This window comes from Desulfotomaculum copahuensis, from assembly GCF_001655685.1.
Taxonomy (GTDB): domain Bacteria; phylum Bacillota; class Desulfotomaculia; order Desulfotomaculales; family Desulfovirgulaceae; genus Desulfotomaculum_G; species Desulfotomaculum_G copahuensis.
On record NZ_LYVF01000009.1, the window covers coordinates 52,457 to 69,347 of the forward strand.

15 protein-coding genes are annotated in these 16,891 nt (G+C 59.5%); 4 read left to right on the forward strand and 11 right to left on the reverse strand.

Going from position 1 to position 16,891, the window contains the following annotated elements; all coding sequences use genetic code 11:
• Positions 1 to 13: 13 nt before the first annotated feature.
• From A6M21_RS00935 to A6M21_RS00950, 4 genes are all read right to left on the reverse strand, one after another.
• Positions 14 to 2,272 (reverse strand): FtsK/SpoIIIE family DNA translocase, encoded by a 2,259-nt coding sequence (locus A6M21_RS00935; RefSeq protein WP_066666088.1) that lies wholly within the window; start codon positions 2,270 to 2,272, stop codon positions 14 to 16.
• Positions 2,273 to 2,478: 206 nt separating this feature from the next.
• On the reverse strand, positions 2,479 to 2,766 hold the full coding sequence (locus A6M21_RS00940; RefSeq protein ID WP_066666027.1) for a hypothetical protein: 288 nt from the start codon (positions 2,764 to 2,766) through the stop codon (positions 2,479 to 2,481).
• A gap of 151 nt (positions 2,767 to 2,917) precedes the next feature.
• Entirely contained in the window at positions 2,918 to 3,712 is a 795-nt protein-coding gene (gene lgt / locus A6M21_RS00945; protein ID WP_066666089.1) for a prolipoprotein diacylglyceryl transferase, read from the reverse strand.
• A 328-nt stretch (positions 3,713 to 4,040) separates the two neighbouring features.
• Positions 4,041 to 4,337, reverse strand: a complete 297-nt coding sequence (locus A6M21_RS00950; protein ID WP_066666028.1) for a zinc-ribbon domain containing protein — start codon at positions 4,335 to 4,337, stop codon at positions 4,041 to 4,043.
• Between the two features lie 419 nt (positions 4,338 to 4,756).
• Between A6M21_RS00950 and A6M21_RS00955 the strand changes: the two genes are divergently transcribed.
• Entirely contained in the window at positions 4,757 to 6,916 is a 2,160-nt protein-coding gene (locus A6M21_RS00955; RefSeq protein ID WP_066666029.1) for a diguanylate cyclase, read from the forward strand.
• Between the two features lie 31 nt (positions 6,917 to 6,947).
• Here A6M21_RS00955 and A6M21_RS00960 read toward each other — a convergent pair whose 3' ends face one another.
• Entirely contained in the window at positions 6,948 to 9,089 is a 2,142-nt protein-coding gene (locus tag A6M21_RS00960) for an acetate--CoA ligase family protein (RefSeq protein WP_242868720.1), read from the reverse strand.
• A gap of 644 nt (positions 9,090 to 9,733) precedes the next feature.
• On the opposite strand from A6M21_RS00960, the gene aroF reads away from it, so the two are divergent.
• Together aroF and pheA are read left to right on the forward strand one after the other, a co-directional pair.
• Entirely contained in the window at positions 9,734 to 10,747 is a 1,014-nt protein-coding gene (gene aroF / locus A6M21_RS00965; protein WP_066666030.1) for a 3-deoxy-7-phosphoheptulonate synthase, read from the forward strand.
• A gap of 157 nt (positions 10,748 to 10,904) precedes the next feature.
• A complete protein-coding gene (gene pheA / locus A6M21_RS18580; protein ID WP_066666031.1) occupies positions 10,905 to 12,254 on the forward strand; it encodes a prephenate dehydratase in 1,350 nt (449 codons plus the stop codon).
• 130 nt (positions 12,255 to 12,384) lie between these two features.
• Here the strand turns inward: pheA and A6M21_RS00975 are convergent, their stop codons facing one another.
• The 3 genes from A6M21_RS00975 to A6M21_RS00985 form a co-directional block, all read right to left on the reverse strand.
• Positions 12,385 to 12,624, reverse strand: a complete 240-nt coding sequence (locus tag A6M21_RS00975) for a hypothetical protein (RefSeq protein WP_066666032.1) — start codon at positions 12,622 to 12,624, stop codon at positions 12,385 to 12,387.
• 60 nt (positions 12,625 to 12,684) lie between these two features.
• Positions 12,685 to 13,164, reverse strand: a complete 480-nt coding sequence (locus A6M21_RS00980) for a bifunctional nuclease family protein (RefSeq protein WP_066666091.1) — start codon at positions 13,162 to 13,164, stop codon at positions 12,685 to 12,687.
• Between the two features lie 164 nt (positions 13,165 to 13,328).
• Positions 13,329 to 13,670 carry a phage holin family protein gene (locus A6M21_RS00985; protein WP_066666033.1) on the reverse strand — a complete coding sequence of 114 codons (342 nt, stop codon included), beginning with the start codon at positions 13,668 to 13,670 and terminating at the stop codon, positions 13,329 to 13,331.
• A gap of 193 nt (positions 13,671 to 13,863) precedes the next feature.
• Here A6M21_RS00985 and A6M21_RS00990 point away from each other — a divergent pair, with 193 nt between their 5' ends.
• Positions 13,864 to 15,048, forward strand: coding sequence for a hypothetical protein (locus A6M21_RS00990; protein WP_066666034.1), 1,185 nt, complete (start codon positions 13,864 to 13,866; stop codon positions 15,046 to 15,048).
• 16 nt (positions 15,049 to 15,064) lie between these two features.
• Here A6M21_RS00990 and A6M21_RS00995 read toward each other — a convergent pair whose 3' ends face one another.
• The 3 genes from A6M21_RS00995 to A6M21_RS01005 form a co-directional block, all read right to left on the reverse strand.
• Positions 15,065 to 15,298 (reverse strand): hypothetical protein, encoded by a 234-nt coding sequence (locus tag A6M21_RS00995; RefSeq protein ID WP_066666035.1) that lies wholly within the window; start codon positions 15,296 to 15,298, stop codon positions 15,065 to 15,067.
• A 212-nt stretch (positions 15,299 to 15,510) separates the two neighbouring features.
• On the reverse strand, positions 15,511 to 16,341 hold the full coding sequence (locus tag A6M21_RS01000) for an SDH family Clp fold serine proteinase (protein ID WP_066666036.1): 831 nt from the start codon (positions 16,339 to 16,341) through the stop codon (positions 15,511 to 15,513).
• Between the two features lie 40 nt (positions 16,342 to 16,381).
• Positions 16,382 to 16,717 carry an AMP-binding enzyme gene (locus A6M21_RS01005; RefSeq protein WP_066666037.1) on the reverse strand — a complete coding sequence of 112 codons (336 nt, stop codon included), beginning with the start codon at positions 16,715 to 16,717 and terminating at the stop codon, positions 16,382 to 16,384.
• Between the last annotated feature and the right edge of the window lie 174 nt (positions 16,718 to 16,891).

The following is a 16,891-nucleotide window of genomic DNA, read 5'->3' on the forward strand; positions in this document are numbered from 1 at the left end:
TTGGGTGCGCAAGTCAACCGGTGCGCTCCTGCTTGAAGACCTGCCGGTATTGTTCCATGGTCATCAGTATGGCCCGGGGCTTGCTGCCTTCGAATCCACCCACGATGCCCCGTCTTTCCATCATATCGATCAAACGGGCCGCCCGGGCGTAACCGATGTGCAGGCGGCGCTGGAGCATGGAAATGGAGGCGTGACCGTTTTCAATCAGAATCCGTACGGCCTGGGGCAACAATTCATCATCGTCTTCCGGTCCGGCGGAGTCATCTTCCACCGGTTGCGCCTGCACCGCCTGTTCGTCAAATACCGGTTTGGCCTGTTGACGCAGGAATCCAGTCAGGCTTTCCACTTCACTGTCCGACAGAAAGGCGCCCTGCACCCGCAGGGGTTTCGGCGCACCGACCGGGTAAAACAGCATGTCCCCTTTGCCCAGCAACTTTTCCGCCCCGGCCATATCCAAAATGGTGCGGGAATCGGTCTGGGAGGAAACGGCGAAGGAGATACGGGACGGAATGTTGGCCTTGATCAGGCCGGTGATCACGTCAACAGAAGGACGCTGGGTGGCCACCACCAGATGCATGCCCGCCGCCCGGGCCATTTGCGCCAAACGGCAGATGGAATCTTCAACGTCGGCCGGGGCTACCATCATTAAATCGGCCAGTTCATCAATAATGATTACCACGAAGGGCAGGCGGCGGGGAATCTCCCCTTCCCGGTCCGGGTCAGCGCCGGCCGCAGTTGCCGTTTTTTCCACCTGGCTGTTGTAACGGCTTATTTCGCGCACCCCGGCGCCGGCAAAAAGCTCATAACGGCGTTCCATTTCTTTGACCGCCCAGCGCAATGTTCCGGCGGCCTTTTTGGCATCGGTGACCACCGGTGCGACCAGGTGCGGGATGCCGTTGTAGGTGGTCAGCTCGACCATTTTCGGATCGATCATGAGCAGCTTCACTTCGTCGGGTGTGGCCTTGAACAGTATGCTGGCGATTAGCGTGTTGATGCACACGCTTTTGCCCGAACCGGTGGCCCCGGCTACCAGCAGGTGGGGCATGCGGCCCAGATCCGCTAAAACGGGTGTGCCGGCGATATCACGGCCCAGTGCGACGGTCAGCCGGGAGGCGGCACCGGTAAATTCCCTGTATTCCAGCAATTCCCGCAGCTGTACGGTGGCAATCTCCCGGTTGGGTACCTCGATGCCCACCGCCGCCTTACCGGGGATGGGCGCCTCAATGCGTACATCCGGGGCGGCCATGGCCAGGGCGATGTCATCGGCCAGGCCGACGATACGGCTCACCTTGATCCCGGCCGGCGGCTGGATCTCATACCGGGTGATAGCCGGCCCCACCGCCACCTGGGCCACCCTGGCCTTGATGCCGAAATTGGTCAGGGTCTCTTCAAGCACGTGTATTTTTTCTTCTATTTCCTTGCTCAGACTGCTGCCATCCCGCGGTTGGGGGCGGGTAAGCAGGCTTGTGGGTGGCAGCCGGTAGGCGCGTCCATCGGCCAGGGCGCAGGGAAGCGTTGCCGCTTCGGCGGCAATCTGGGCCTGTGGCTCCCGCGGTTCCCGGGCGCAGCGGGCGCTGTTGCGCCGTTTGCCGGTTTCCGGCCCGGGGATGGTCTCCGGTTCCGTCCCGGAAGGCTCTCCACCCGCCGCCAGATTGGGCGGGATCGGCCGTTCTACGGGCAGGGAAACCACTTTACGGCCATTTTTGTTTTCTTCCGTGGTTTGAGAAAGCAGGTTCTCCAGTCGTTGCCGGATCCGCCGGGCAAGGCCGGCCGGGAGGGCCGCAACCATTTTGCCCAGTTGGACCAGTGATTTGCCGGTCAACAAAAGGATGCCGGTGAGTGTCACGGCACCAAGCACGATATAGCTGCCGATCTGGCCGAAAAATATACGGAACAACCAGCAGGCCGCCGCTCCGGCCAGGCCGCCGCCGTCACCATGCATGGCGGCCGGAAAAGAGCCGGCCGGGGGAACGGAAAGATGCAGGGCGGTTAAAAAAGCGATCAGGATCAAAGCTATGCCCCCCGTTCGGGGGGTAATCCGCGTGCGGCTGCCTTCACGCATTACTTTTACCCCCAGCGGGATCAACAAAACCGGCAGCAGGTACCGTCCCTTGCCGGCGGTAATGGACAGGCCCCGCGCCAGAAAATGGCCGGTTGCCCCCACCGCCGGCGTGAACAGACTGGCCAGACCGAGCAGGGCCAGACAAATTAAGGCAAGTCCGCACAGTTCGTATTTCAATTCCTTCCGCGCCGGTTTGGACCGTCTGGTCAACGTATTACGCTTCCTTTCTCCGCCGGATGCCGGCAAATATTGACCTTTCTCACTATATCCTGAGCTTACCATAAAATGGACCGGCAGGCAAGTGCGCTGGATAAACCGGCTGTAAATTACAGGCGGGAGATAAAAAAAGCGTTCCCGCCTTACGTGGAGGCGGGAACGCCGTTGCCGGCACGGCATTTATGTTTGGGGAGAGGAGGTTAAGCCGGTTTTCTTACCTGGCTGCGGGGGGCGTCCAGCATGGAATTGGCCACTGCCGGGCCGTAGAAAATGCGTGCCCGGAAGTATTCGCTGATGCGATCCGCGTCAATTTGCGGGTTGTTTTTAATCCGCTCCGCCAGTTCCAGGGCCACGTGCTTACCGATGGAAACATAATAACCACGGGGAAATTCGGTGCGCAACTGCTCGGTGCCTTTGATCGGCGACACCTTCAGCCCTTTTTCCTGCAGGGCGTTGGTGGCGTCCGCCAGGCTCTGCCCGCTGATCATTCTTTTCACCCTCCGGAATTTTCTTGCTTTCAGTATATAATGTCAATGTTAAGGTTAAAGTGCCGGACAGGTTAAATTTTGATTAAAAGAAAAACCGGACCGCTTAATTATGCGGCCGGTTTCAGGAACGGACCGGGTTGTCCCCCGGGCGCTATTTTTGTTCCGTTTTAACCGGTCCGGGGTTGGCGGCCGCGCGGGTGCGCCCGTAGAATATGCCGGCGATGCAGACCAGTACCAGGACTACGCTGACCAGCTGAGCCACCCGGATCGGTCCCAGCATCAGGCTGTCCGTGCGCATGCCCTCCACCACGAACCGGCCCACCGAGTAGAGTCCCAGATAGAGCATGGCCACCTCGCCCCTGAAACGGCGGCGGGGCCAGTACCACAGGAGAAAAATGAACACCGCCAGGTCCCATAGGGATTCATATAAAAAGGTGGGCTGGTAGTACTGCCCGTTGATGAACATCTGCCTGCGGATAAAAGCCGGAAAGTGGGCCATAAAAGAAGCTGAAACCGGCCCCCCGTGCGCTTCCTGGTTGATAAAGTTGCCCCAGCGGCCGATAGCCTGGCCCAGGATCAAGCTGGGCGCCATAATGTCGGCCAACTGCCAGATTTTCAACCGGTGCCGGCGGGCATACCAGAGCCCGGCCAGGGCGCCGCCGATCAGTCCGCCATGAATGGCCAGTCCGCCATGCCAGACGGCCAGTGCCTCCAGCGGGTTGTGCTGGTAGCTGGACCACTCAAAGAGCACGTAGTACAGGCGGGCGCCGATAATCGCCGCCGGAATGATCAGAGTGATCATATTCAGGATATGGTTGGGATCCAGCTTGTTTTGCCGCGCCCGGCGGCTGGCCAGGATAATGCCGATGACAAATGCCGAGGCCATCAAAATACCGTACCAGCGTATCGGCAGCGGACCCAGATGGATGGCAACAGGATTAATCACTTCCTCATTCACCTCACAACAATTGTTAATCCGGCCGTGATGGCCGGTGGTTCCCGCCGCGAAAACGTTTCAATGCGTTTTTCAATGCTTCAACTGTCAACATGGTATTGTCACCCGCCTGTTTTCTAATTATACCGCTAAAAAAGAAAAACAGCCATAGGTTGTTGCAGGCACAACGGCGCCGGCCGCTTTCCGGGAAAAGACCTGACGCGGCTGGAAGGGAGGTTGAAAAAATACGCCGGCACCTGCGCCCGGGAAACGAAAAAACAAGCACAAAGCCAGGCGAATGAAAAGAGACCCCGACCCGCCGGGTCGAGGCCTCCGGTTGTTAGCGAAAACTCATCCGCCGGTTGATGGACATACATTCCCGGCAATAAACGGGTTTGCGTCCAGTAGGCTTGAACGGAACCCGGGTGGGGGCGCCGCAGGTGGAGCAGACAGCGTCATACATCTGCCTTTCCCCGTTCGTATCGCCCTGTTGTTCCTTACGGCGGCGCCGGCACTCGCGGCACCGTCCGGGCTGGTTGGTCAGGCCCTTTTCGGCATAAAAGGCCTGCTCCCCGGCGGTGAAGACGAATTCAGCACCGCAATCCCTGCAGGTGAGCAATTTGTCCTCATAAACCATGCACGAACCCTCTCCTTAATCGGGGTTTTACTGGTTTAGGGCCTGAACAAAAACTTCCCGCCCCCAAACCAAGGAGAAGGATATTTGCCGGAAGCCGAAGAACCAGTTTGCAAGATTATATCATGAGCTGTTTTGGTTGTCGATAGGCAGCTTGGTCCAGTTTTAACTGCTGCACGGGGTAACGCAGTCGCCGGGGAATTTTCCCCGTCCGGCAGGAAGCGGCGACTTCAATCGCGAAAATAAGATCAGTGCATCTTTTTATTCTTGACTAAATACTATGAAAGGCATGGGTTGGAAGATGGCCGTATATTCCCTTGCGGATGCCGGTTTGTTAATTGGTACTGTCATTGCGGCAAAAAGCGTTGTATAATGGTATGAGAAAGTTCTCACAATAACAACCGGGGAGGGGCAAGGCGGGGATGCAGTTTCACATCAAACAAAATCTTTTACTGGGACTGGGGATCATTCTGGTATTTTTGTTTCTGGTCGGCGGGTTGTCCCTGTGGCAGTTGCAGGCCATTGACCGCTCCTACTCGGTGCTGATCAGCGAACGGGCCTGGAAGGTCAGTGAGGCCAAAGGCCTGCTGGCTTCTCATGAATACATGGCTCTGATGGTGAAAAGCTACCTGCTCACCGGCGAGCGCCGGTACGTGGATGGTTATCAGCTGGAGGAAGAGAACGCCACGCGGCGGATGGCCGGCTTAAAAGAATATGTGCATACGGAGCAGGGTAAAAAGCTTGTGGCGGACCTGGCTGACAAGTATCAGCTGTTCAAGGAACAGGGCGATCAGGCCATTGCCTGGAAAGACGCCCATCCCGGCGCCCCGGTGCGGGCGGATATGCTGCCCCTCTCCGAGGTGCGGGGAATGATCGGCGCCAGCCGGGCATTCGTCTCCTATCAAGAGGAGCAACTGGATGAAGGCCGGCAGGAGAATCACCGCCAGGTGGCCATGGTTATGGCCGTCAGCCTGGTTATACTGGCGGCGGGCGTGCTGGTGGTGGTCCTGCTGCTGGTTTCCTTGAGCCGGCGCATTAGACAGGAGGCCGGTACTTATGCCATGGTCATGGCCAGCAGCCGTAACGCCATTGTTACAGTGAATAAATCCGGGCGGATTACCGGCATCAATCCGGTCGCCGAGCGCCTGTTCGGTGTTGACGGGGCGGCAATCCAGGGGAAGGATTTTGAGCAGGTCTTCGCGCCTGACGGGGCGGCGCCATTTGACTATCCCTTTTTACAGGTGTTGTCCGACGGGGCGGCCCGGTGCAATGAAGAATATATATACCAGCGTCCGGACGGCGGACGGCACGTGCTGATGATTGATGCCCAGCCTTTTTCCTTTGGCGGTGGCGGTGTGGTGGGCGCCATGCTGATTGCCCGGGACATCACCGAGCGCAAGGCGCGGGAGGAGCTGTTGCGCCGGGAAAACCGCGAACTGCAGGGTCTGGCCGTACGTGACTCCCTGACCGGTTTGTACAACTACCGCTATCTCTTCGACCGCCTGGGGGATGAAATGCTGCGGGCGATGGTGGAAAAAGGCCATTTGGCCCTGCTGATGCTGGATATCGATAATTTCAAGGAATACAACGACATTCTGGGCCATCCGATGGGGGACGATCTGTTAAAAGAATTCGGCCAGGTTTTGCTCGCCGGTGTGCGCCCCGGGGATGTGGTCGCCCGCTACGGCGGAGACGAGTTCGCCGTGATCATGCCGGGCGCCGACAGCACCACCGCGCGGGAGTTGGCCGAATCCCTGGAGGAAAGGATTGAACATTATCCCTTCCTCAACGCCGGACGCCTGCCGGCGGGCAAGCTGACCGTTTCCATGGGGCTGGCCGTTTATCCCACCAACGCCACCAGCACCTGGGGTCTGGTCAAGATGGCCGACCAGGCCCTGTACCGGGCCAAAGGAGGTACGGGCAAGCGGGTGGAACCCTATTTTTCCGCCCTGCCCGAGTTGGAGTTGCAATTGAAGCAGCCCGAGTCGCCGCTGACTTATATGATCAAAACACTGCTGCAGGTGATCGACGCCAAAGATCGCTACACATACGCCCATACCGAGCGGGTGGTGCGTTACGCCACCGCCGCCGCCCAGGAACTGGGCCTGCCGGTGGGTGAAATAAACCGCATCCGGCTGGCCGCTTTTGTACACGATTTGGGCAAGGTGCGTATCTGCCGGGAGATTTTGAACAAACCCGGTCCGCTGACCGATCAGGAATGGGAGCAGATCAAGCAGCATCCGGTGACCGGAGCCAACATCATCCGGCCGATCCGGGCGCTGGAGCCTTTGGTACCGCTGGTCATGCATCATCAGGAGCGCTATGACGGCAGCGGCTACCCGGCCGGGCTGAAGGGGGAGGAGATTCCCCTGGGCGCACGGGTGATTGCCGTGGCGGCCGCCTTCGACGCCATGATCACCGTCCGGCCGCACCAACCGGCACGGCCCTGGCCGGAAGCGGTGCAGGAACTGTGCCGCTGCGCCGGCACACAGTTCGATCCGGCGGTGGTGGAGGCTTTCCTGGCGGTGCTGGTGGACATGAAGGAAGCGGCTCCGGACGGCGAACCGTGGGTGGCGGGATAGCCGCCAGCCGAAAGGTCGCGGGGTGCCGGCGCTATTTCTGTTCCGGCGTCTCTTCACCGGTATGGTTGTCGATGGTGATCCGGGCGTCCACGGCCACAGCGCCGTCCGGGCCGGCTAAAAGGGGGTTGATGTCCATTTCCCGGATTTGCGGCTGCACGGCGACCAGCCGGCCCAGGCGCAGCAGGCACTCCGCCAGGGCGTCCAGGTCGGCCGGGGGCCGCCCGCGAAAGCCGCTTAACAGCCGGTATGATTTGGTTTCCCGGATCATTTCCCGCGCTTCTTCCCCGGTGATCGGAGCGATGCGGAAGGACACATCCCGGAACAGTTCGGTGTAAATACCGCCCAGGCCGTAAACCAGCACCGGGCCGAAGGAGGGGTCGCGCTTGCTGCCCAGGATGACCTCGGTGCCTCCGGGGCGATAGGGCTGGATGATCACGCCGTTGATCCGCGCCTGCGGCATACGCTCTTTAACGGTGTGCAGCATATCGTCATAAGCCGCCCTTACCTCCGCCGCGCCAGTCAGGTTAACCTTCACCCCGCCCACATCGGACTTGTGGGAAATCTGCGGGCTGGCAATCTTCATCACCACCGGATAGCCAAAATCCGCGGCCGCCCGTACCGCTCCGGCGCCGTCTATGGCCGGAGTGTAGGGCAGCGCCGGGATGCCGCAGGCACGCAACACATCCAGCGCCTCCTCGTTCAGGGTGGTGCGTCCGTCCCGGCGGGCGGCGGCCAGAATTTGCCCCACCAGCTCCCGGTTTATGCCGCCGGTGTCAGCCGGCAAAGCAGCGGGGGCATTTTTTATCCCGTGCACGTACCGGTAAAGGACGGCCAGGGAAGCCACCGCCCGGTCCGGTGAGGGGTAGACGGCCACCCGCCCGGCCGCTTCCATTCTGGCGGTCAGTTCCCGCCGGTAGGCGCCGAAGATCCACAGGGCCAGCGGCTTGTCCGGGTGGCGGGCGGCGGCCCGGTTGACATGAGCGCTGATGTCCAGGCGCGGGTCGGCGTCCGGATCCACGTAGGCCGGGCTGATCATCAACAGGGCGTCCACCTGCGGATCGTCTAAAATGGTGTCCAGGGCCAGTTCCAGAACCTCCCGGTAACCCCGGGACATGCCGGCCGGCCAGATGTCGGCCGGGTTGCCCACCTCCATCCAACCGGGGAATACCGCAGCCAGCTTGTCGTTTGTCTGCGCGCTGAACCGGGCCGCTTCCAGGCCGTAATCGCCGCAGGCGTCCACGGCGGCGATGCCCGCGCCGCCGCTGATGGTGACTACGGCCAGGCGCCGGCCAGGCATGGAGCGGTAGGTGAGAAAAGTCTTGTTGAAGTAGCGCATCTCCTCCACGTCCCGCACCCGGATCACGCCGCACTGTTTGAATGCGGCGCCAAAGACATGGTCCTCGCCGGCCAAAGAGCCGCTGTGCGAACTGGCCGCCCGGGCGCCGGCCTCACTGCGGCCGGTTTTCAGACAGAGCACAGGCTTTTCACGGCTCACCTGCCGGGCAATCTCCATGAAGCGGCGCCCGTCCGCGAGTCCTTCCATGTGCAGGTTGAGTACCCGGATCCGGCTGTCCGTGCCCAGGGCGGCCAGCGTCTGGTTAAAATCGATGTCGGCGGCGTTGCCGATGTCCACCCCCAGACCGATCCCGCAGGTGAAGTCGGCCGAGCCGAGCAAAAAGATGCCTGACTGGCAGATGGTGGCCGTATCGGCCGGTTGCCTGGTGAATTCAATGAACGATGTGTTCAAATGGTCGTATAGATTGACCACGCCGATGGTATTCGGACCGACCAGGCGGGTGCCGGTGCCGGACACGGCCTGCAGCAGTTCTTCCTGCAGGCGGTGTCCGGCCTCGTCGGCGTCGGCGAAACCCTGGGTAATCACAATGACGGCTTTGACGCCCCGGGCCGCGCACTCCCGGACTATTTCCGGCACCGCCGTGCGTGGGGTGGATATAACGGCCAGATCCACCACTTCCGGTATTTCCGAAACCGAACGGTAAACAGGGAGGCCCCTTAATTCCCCGCCCCGCGGGTTGACCGGGTAGATGCGTCCGGTAAACCCGCCGGCCAGCACCTGGTCGATGACATTGAAGACAGCCGGCCCGGTGCGGGTGGAGACGCCCACCAGGGCGATAGAACGGGGGGTTAAAAAGCCATCCGGAATGTTAACCAATGAATACACCGCCTTTGATCTTTTGTTAATAATACTATTAATTAAAATATTATCATAATATATACTTTTTGGACAACAAAATATCCTCCGGCACCGGGTGGAAATTTTTTTAAATCCCCTCTTGCCCCGCCGGCCTTTCCGGGTTATAATTAGGTTCAAGTGGATCGAGTGAAAGTCGATGCAGGAGGAAAGTAGGCCGGACACAGTTCTCCAGGGAGAAGGCGTCACCGACTGGAAGCGCCTTCAGAGTATGACCGGTTGAAGTTCCCTCCCAAGACGCAGGCTGAAACCGCGTGGCGGCAAGTAGGCCGGGCCGCCTTCTTCCGGCGTTAAGGGGAAGCGGGTATCGGAGTATTGATCCGGTATCCGGACCGAGCGGATCATTTCCGGCTGCTGCCGGAATGATCAAGCAGGGTGGTAACGCGGCAAGCAAAAGCTTCCCGTCCCTGGGACGGCAAGCTTTTATTTTTTTTCGCGCCGTGGCGGTCCGGTGAGGGTGTTTCCCGTACCTGTAAATGAGTGAACCGGTGTAGTTTTATGCCGGTTAAACAGGGTGGTACCGCGGAAGCCCGCAGCTTTCGTCCCTTGGGATGAATGCTGCGGGCTTTTTGATTTTAAATTAACAACGGGAAAGGGTGGTTAAAATGGTGGTAGTCATGGATCTGCAGGCGGCCGGAGAACAGGTGCAGACGGTGGTGGCGCGCCTCGAGGGGTTGGGCTTCAAAGCGCATCTGATTCACGGCATTAAAAGGATTGTCATCGGTGCGGTGGGCGACCGCCGGGCGCTGGACCTGCGGGAACTGGAACTGATGCCGGGGGTGGAAAGAGTGGTACCGATCATGAAACCATACAAGCTGGTCAGCCGGGAGGCCAAAGAAGAAGACAGCCTGGTCACGGTGGGACAAACGGTCATCGGCGGCAGCGAACTGGTCGTTTGCGCCGGGCCGTGCGCGGTGGAAAGCCGCGAGCAGTTGCTGGCGGCGGCCCGTCTGGTCAAACAGGCCGGGGCGCGTGTTCTGCGCGGGGGCGCCTTCAAACCCCGCACTTCGCCCTACAGCTTCCAGGGATTGGAGGAAAAAGGGCTGCAGCTGATGGCCGAGGCCGCGGCGGAAACCGGGCTGGCCACGGTGACCGAAGTAGTGGACGCCTACAGCCTGGAAGTGGCTGTGCAATACGTGGATATTTTGCAGGTGGGGGCGCGGAACATGCAGAACTTCCGCCTGCTGCAGATGGCCGGCCGCGCCGGCAAGCCGGTGCTGCTGAAGCGCGGTTTGTCGGCCACAATCGAGGAATGGCTGATGGCCGCGGAGTATATTGTGTCCGAGGGTAATGAAAAGGTAATCCTTTGCGAGCGGGGCATCCGCACATTTGAAAACGCCACCCGCAATACACTGGATTTGAGCGCCGTGCCCCTGGTGAAGAATTTGAGCCACCTGCCGGTAATTGTGGATCCCAGTCACGCCACGGGCGACCGCCGGCTGGTGGCGCCCATGGCCCGGGCGGCGGTGGCGGCCGGCGCCGACGGGCTGATTGTGGAAGTGCACCCGGATCCGGCCCGGGCGCTGTGTGACGGCCAGCAGTCCCTCAACCCGGCCCAGTTCGCGGCCATGATGCAGGAATTGCGTGCCGTGGCCGCCGCCGTGGGGCGCGCGGCGTAAAACGGATGTCTGTGGTCAGAGGCCGGAAGTCAGAAGCCGGATGCAAAAAGGGTTGGGTGCCGTGGAGCGGCAGGTATGGTGGAGGCCGGCAACCGGCTTGCAATGAATTATACGTCACGGTGCAAGGCAAGAAAATTTGGAGCGAAGGGGTTCAGCAATGGCTAAGATCGGTTATCTCGGGCCGCCGGGGACTTTCTCCGAACTGGCCTTGCAATACTATCTGGCGGCCGGTGAACAGCGTGACCTGGAGCCGGTGTGCCTGCCATCCCTGGATGATGTGCTGGCTGGCGTGGACCGGGGGGAACTGGCGGCCGGGCTGGTGCCGCTGGAAAATTCCAGCGAGGGGGCGGTGAACCGCACCCAGGATTTGTTGGCCCATCGTTTTACCGGCCTGTTCATTCAAAAGGAAATGGTGCTGCCGGTGGAGCATCATTTGCTGGCCCGGCCGGGGATGACGGTGGCGGCGGTACGCCGGGTGCTCTCCCACCCCCAGGCGCTGGCCCAGTGCCGCGGGTATCTCCGGCGCCTCCTGCCCGGGGCGTTGGAAATGGAAACGGCCAGCACGGCGGCGGCCGCTGCCATGGTGGCGGCCAGCGGGGAACCCTGGGCGGCGATCGGCACCCGGGCAGCCGCCCGGGCCTGCGGTCTGAGTGTGCTGGCGGAAAAAATCAATGACTGTCAAAGCAATGCCACCCGCTTCGTGGTGCTCGGCAGGCAGGACGGTGAACCCGGCGCCGGCTGTAAGACTTCCCTGATTTTCTCCGTGGCCGACCGTCCCGGGGAGCTTTACAGCGCGCTGGCGGAATTCGCCCGCCGGGGAATCAACCTGACCCGCATCGAATCACGTCCGGCCCGCAGCCGTTTGGGCGAGTACCTGTTTTTTATCGACCTGGCCGGCCACCGGCAGGACGCGCCGGTAAAAGAAGCGCTGCAGGCGCTGGCGGCACGCGGCGCCGGGCTGCGCCTGCTGGGTTCCTATCGCCCGCTGGAAGAGGGCGCCGGTAAGGCGCCCGGACGGGGAGCGGGCTGCGGGCCAGGCCGGGCGGCCGGGTGCCGGTCCGGCGGCAGCAGCGGTCCGGGCGGGGAAGGTTGCTGTTTTGCCGTCAACAGTCAGGCCGGGCTGGAAAAAACCGGCCTGCCGGAGCGGAACGGGGATGGCTGGCCGCATCCGGCATATGTGCCGGGGGGGGAGGCAGACCGGGCGGCCGGCGTTTGCCGGCAGGAGCCGGTTGGGCCGGGGCTGCCGGAATTGCGCCGGCAAATTGACGCCGTGGATGCCCAACTGGTGGATTTACTGGTTCAGCGTATGCAACTCGTGGAGCAGGTGGGGCGCTTGAAACAGGCCGGACGGATCCGCGACTATGCCCGGGAAGAAGAAGTTTTGCGCCGGGCCGGGGAGCATGCCCGGGCGGCCGGGGTGAGACCGGAGCTGATGAAACAGGTGTTTCAACTGCTGATCCGGCAGGCAGTGGAAATTCAAGATAAATCCGGAGGAGCACAGGTTTAGCCCCGGAGTGAACGCCAAATCCCCGGCAACATAACCGGGGCGTTCACCGGGAAGCACATGTACAGGTCCGGAGCGATCCTGCAGCGCATCAATAGATTACTAATGAGTAAGGGGCCGGATTTCCGGCCCCCTAATCTTCCCGTTCCACTTCCCGCAGGCCTGTTTTACAGGCCATACCCCATTTGATATCCTTTCCGGTCCCGTGGCGGTGAACGCTTTTCAGTTGCGCCTGCTGTGATTCGATCTCCCGTGCCGTGGGCGAGCCCACGGGGCGGTGCAGATCGGTGATGTTTTCCGGACGGCGGTAGCCGTTGTCCCCCGGTATATGCGGCCTGGTTATAGCGGGCACCCCCTGCCTTTTAAATTGCATTATTATTTTATCCGTCCGTTATTTTCTTATCCCTTTGCATGATCAACCCGGCCCGGCACATTAATGCAGGGATTTTTTATATTCTTTGAGCATTTCCGGATCCAGCGCCTGTTCCAGTTCGGCACGGGTTTCATCATCGAAGATGTCCTTGATTTCCATCATCTGCTCGGTCAGTTTATCGGTCAAAAAGACAGGCGCCGACGCGCGCAGCGCCAGAGCTACCGCGTCGCTGGGCCGGGCGTCCAGGACCATTTCCTGTTCCGGCAGGTGCAGATGAACCTCGGCGTAGAAGGTGCTGTCTTGCAGATCCGAAATAATCACCCGGGAAATGTTCGCTCCCAGCTGTTCGCAGGCAGTTTTCAACAGGTCGTGGGTAAGCGGCCGGGGCATGGCCACTTTTTCCAGGGCAACGGCAATAGCGTGTGCCTCCAGTAATCCCACCCAGATGGGCAGTACCCGTTCCTCCTGCTGGTCGGTCAACAAAATAATAGGATTACCGGACATGTCATAGGCAATCCCTTTCACATTAACACGGATCATCGCTGTCACCTTCCCTTCCGCATTTTTACAGCGGTACACAATGACTGCCGCTTGTATTTTCAACGCCCGCTCTTAATGTTATTTTATCATTGAACCCCTGGTTGTCAAATACTACTGTTCAGATAAATATTCACATGCAAATCCCCGGATTTCATACCGGACAGTTAATCGTCCAGCACCAGGTGGTTAATCAGCCAGCCGGCCACACTGTATAATAAAGCCCCCCAGAAGGCGCCTGAAAAAGTATAGACGTGAAAACCGGGCACCAGCCAGGCGGTAAGGGTGAAGGTTACGGCATTGATCACAAAAATGAACAGCCCCAGGGTGACCACCGTCAGAGGCAGGGTGAAAAAAATCAGCACCGGACGGATCAGGGTGTTAATCACTCCCAGCACAAAGGCGGCCAGCACCGCCGGTCCGATCCCGGCCAGGTGAATGCCGGGCACCAGGAAATCGACCAGCAGCAGGGCCAGTCCGTTCAGACAGATGTTCAGCAGCCACTTCATTTATCAATCACCTCCGGACAGCCTTTTTGGGGCGTCACCGCCTTCTTTCGACAGCTGCGCGCATATTCCTGCCCGGGCGGCCGTCGTTCAACGGTTGCTTTTTTCCCTTCCAGGGCAGGAATTCTTCTCCATTTGTCGAAAAACCTAATATTAATGCCATGAGGCGAGGCTATAGACGGGGAGTGAAGGGCTTTTGTACAGTGATGATCAGGATGATTGCAGCCTGAAAGATTTTTACCCGATCCGTTCGATGTCCCTGTTCGAAGGGCTCATTTTGGGCATGTTGTCGGTATGGGCTGGGGAATATTTGTTTTTGCCCTGGGTAATCATGTTGTCCGGCTTGTATTCAGCCTGGCGGATCGGTCGCCTGCACAGGCGTTCTTTTGTGTCCGGCCTGATCCTGGGATCGTTTGCGCAGGGCTTTATGCTCTTTGAGCTCAACCCGTTCGGTCCCATTTTACCCCTGGCGCTGCAAACGGCCGCACCGGCACTGGCCGGACTGACTATGGTCGCCGTTTACAACCTGGCCTTTGGCGCTTACTTTTTTGCTTCTTATTACCGGCACCCGGGGGTCTGGCTGAATACCGCCCTGCCGGCATTGATCCTGGGAGTGTGCATGCGCCCGTTCACCCCTTATCTGGCGGCGGTTATCTTGTTGCCCGTACTGGCGCTCAGCCTGCTGCCCCTGTGGTGCGCCTCCTGGCGGCCGCTGCACGCCATGTTTTTTGCCGCCGTATACCTGACCGCCGTTTACCTGGGCCGGTTGGACCCGCTTGATCAGTGGCCGGTTTGGACGGCCACCCTGGTATTGTCCCTGGGGCCGGAAATATTGTCCTATTTAAATCCGGTGATCAGGCATGATCCTGATTCACTGCCCGTGATCACCCCCACCTTAAACACCTGGCAGAAGGTGCTGGCCTGGCGGGAGGTCTTTTTTCTGGCCGTGGAATTTTTCGGTTTGACCATGGAAAAACACACCTGGTTCAAGCGGGTGGCCCCGGCCGGAAGATACCTGAACGGTCTGGCCGTGGTGCTTGCAATCCTGCTGCCGTTTCTGCGCTGGCCGTTGTTTGCCGTCTGGCTCACGGTCCCGTTGCTTTTGGCGGGCCTGCTGCTTGAGTTGGGTTCGGCCAACTTCCGTCCGGCGGCCGCCGGGCTGGCTGTATACGGTCTGGGGTTGGCCGCCGGGCCGTTGCTCTTTGTCGGACGGGCGGGCGGCCCGGGCGGCTTGCTGGCACAAGTGCTGCGTTTTCACGCCGTCACGCTGATCATCGCCTTGCTTTTAATCTGGCTGGCGCTGGTTATTGATGGCGGCCGGCCGCGGGAAAGCCGGGCGGAAAGGGAAAAATGGATCGCCTTGAACCGCCCGGCCCGTTAAAACACCGTGGTATCCGTCAACGGGGCCAGATGCGGGGGAAGGAGATGGCGGAAAACAGGTTACGTCCGGTTTCCCGGCTTTTTTGTTTGATATAACTGAGGAATTCACGTAAAAAGTTTTCCCATAACGCTGTCACTTCTTTGGCCTTGGACGGGCCCTGGCTCATGATTTGCAAACTCAAATCCACAGCTTCCCGGATAATCACCAGCGCCTGGGATAACTTTGCACCAACCTGTTCCAATTCGGACAAGAATCATACCTCCGAATATATTATTTTAAACTGCCGCCTTCTTTGTTATATTATGTCACACAGAGTCAAAGGTTTCATCCCGCTACATTTTTTCCCTTTTTTATCTTGCCGATACATGACATAAAGCGGCGGCCTCCTGAAGTTTTTTCGCCGGAGGCCGCCGTACAAGCCAAATGTTTCAAAGGTTGCGCAATTGTCCGGGGCTGCGGCGGTCAGTGCTTTTCCCGGCTGTAGGGCAGGGGAATATACTGTACCGACGGGCGCCGCTGCGGCGGCTGCGGATAGAAGTCCATCAGAGTATAGATTTCCGCCGGCAATTCGCAACGCACGGGCAGTCCCATGCCGTCAAGCTGTTCGCAGGTGAGCGGGTAATCATGTGTCCAGCGTCCGCAGGACAGAATTTCCGCCAGCTGACGGGCTTTTTCCGACGGCATTTTTTCCGCCAGCAGGTGATAAATAAAATCGTTCACCTGTCGCAATGCCTTGCCGGCAATATCGGCCAGCATCAAGGTGCGGTCGTCCACCCGTTCCCGGCCTTTCAGCCCCACTGTTTCCAGAATGGAAGCGGCCGGCAGTTCACCCAGTTGCGGGTCCACCGGTCCCAGTACGGCGTTCTCATCCATGTTGATTTCGTCCGCTGCCAGAGCAATCATGGTGCCGCCGCTCATGGCATAATGGGGTACAAATACCGTCACTTTGGCCGGGTGCTTTTGAATCGCCCGGGCGATTTGCTCGGCGGCCAGTACCAGACCGCCCGGGGTGTGCAGCACCAGGTCGATCGGCATGTCGTCCGGAGTAAGGCGGATGGCCCGTAAAACAGCTTCCGAGTCCTCCACGTTGATGTAACGGGAAATGGGAATGCCCAGAAAACTGAGCGATTCCTGACGGTGAATGATGGTGATCAGCCGCGAGCCCCTTTTCTTTTCCAGCTTGCGGATCAATCCCATCCGCACTGTTTCCAGGCGGTACTGCCGCCAGGCGGGCAAAATGGCCATCAGGATGAAGAAGATCCAGAGCAGGTCGCCGAAAGAAAAAGACTGCATCAAATCTCCCCTAGCATATTGTTTGCTGCCGGCGGACCGCTTAGCCGCCGGTACCACGCAGATGCTTAATCAATTCCACCTTTTGGAACTTGCCCGTGGCCGTGCGCGGAATGGCCGGCACCAGCACGTATTGTTCCGGAAGCTGGTGCGGTTTTAAATCCGGGCAGGCGGCCATATATCCGGCCAATGCTTCGGGGGTGAGATCCGGTTTTCCCGGAACCACGAATACGACCAGTTGCTCGCCGTTTTCCGACGGCACATAGGATGCCGCCGCATCCGCTACTGCGGGGTTACGGTACAGCGCCGCTTCAATACGCCGGAAAAGAAAATGGTCGACCACTATATTTCCGCCGTTTGACTGATTACTGGCAGTCATATAAATCCCCCCATCAGGAAATCTTTATGTGTTGCAATTACTGCTCATGACAGAAAATTCGCTATGTCTTGACGAACTCCTGCTGGATCGGGGAATTAAAATAACATGTGCCGGTAATTTTATGGTAAGATATGCTGGAGTGATGCAAAAGGTGACGGCCGGGATCGGGTAAAA

What these genes read in the sequence shown, in the direction of transcription:
- A6M21_RS01005 (WP_066666037.1), bottom strand. Translation starts at nt 16,717, where the DNA reads ATGACTGCCAGTAATCAGTCAAACGGCGGAAATATAGTGGTCGACCAT.
- aroF (WP_066666030.1), top strand. Translation starts at nt 9,734, where the DNA reads ATGGTGGTAGTCATGGATCTGCAGGCGGCCGGAGAACAGGTGCAGACG.
- A6M21_RS00975 (WP_066666032.1), bottom strand. Translation starts at nt 12,624, where the DNA reads ATGCAATTTAAAAGGCAGGGGGTGCCCGCTATAACCAGGCCGCATATA.
- A6M21_RS00955 (WP_066666029.1), top strand. Translation starts at nt 4,757, where the DNA reads ATGCAGTTTCACATCAAACAAAATCTTTTACTGGGACTGGGGATCATT.
- pheA (WP_066666031.1), top strand. Translation starts at nt 10,905, where the DNA reads ATGGCTAAGATCGGTTATCTCGGGCCGCCGGGGACTTTCTCCGAACTG.
- A6M21_RS00985 (WP_066666033.1), bottom strand. Translation starts at nt 13,670, where the DNA reads ATGAAGTGGCTGCTGAACATCTGTCTGAACGGACTGGCCCTGCTGCTG.
- A6M21_RS00980 (WP_066666091.1), bottom strand. Translation starts at nt 13,164, where the DNA reads ATGATCCGTGTTAATGTGAAAGGGATTGCCTATGACATGTCCGGTAAT.
- A6M21_RS00950 (WP_066666028.1), bottom strand. Translation starts at nt 4,337, where the DNA reads ATGGTTTATGAGGACAAATTGCTCACCTGCAGGGATTGCGGTGCTGAA.
- A6M21_RS00940 (WP_066666027.1), bottom strand. Translation starts at nt 2,766, where the DNA reads ATGATCAGCGGGCAGAGCCTGGCGGACGCCACCAACGCCCTGCAGGAA.
- A6M21_RS01000 (WP_066666036.1), bottom strand. Translation starts at nt 16,341, where the DNA reads ATGCAGTCTTTTTCTTTCGGCGACCTGCTCTGGATCTTCTTCATCCTG.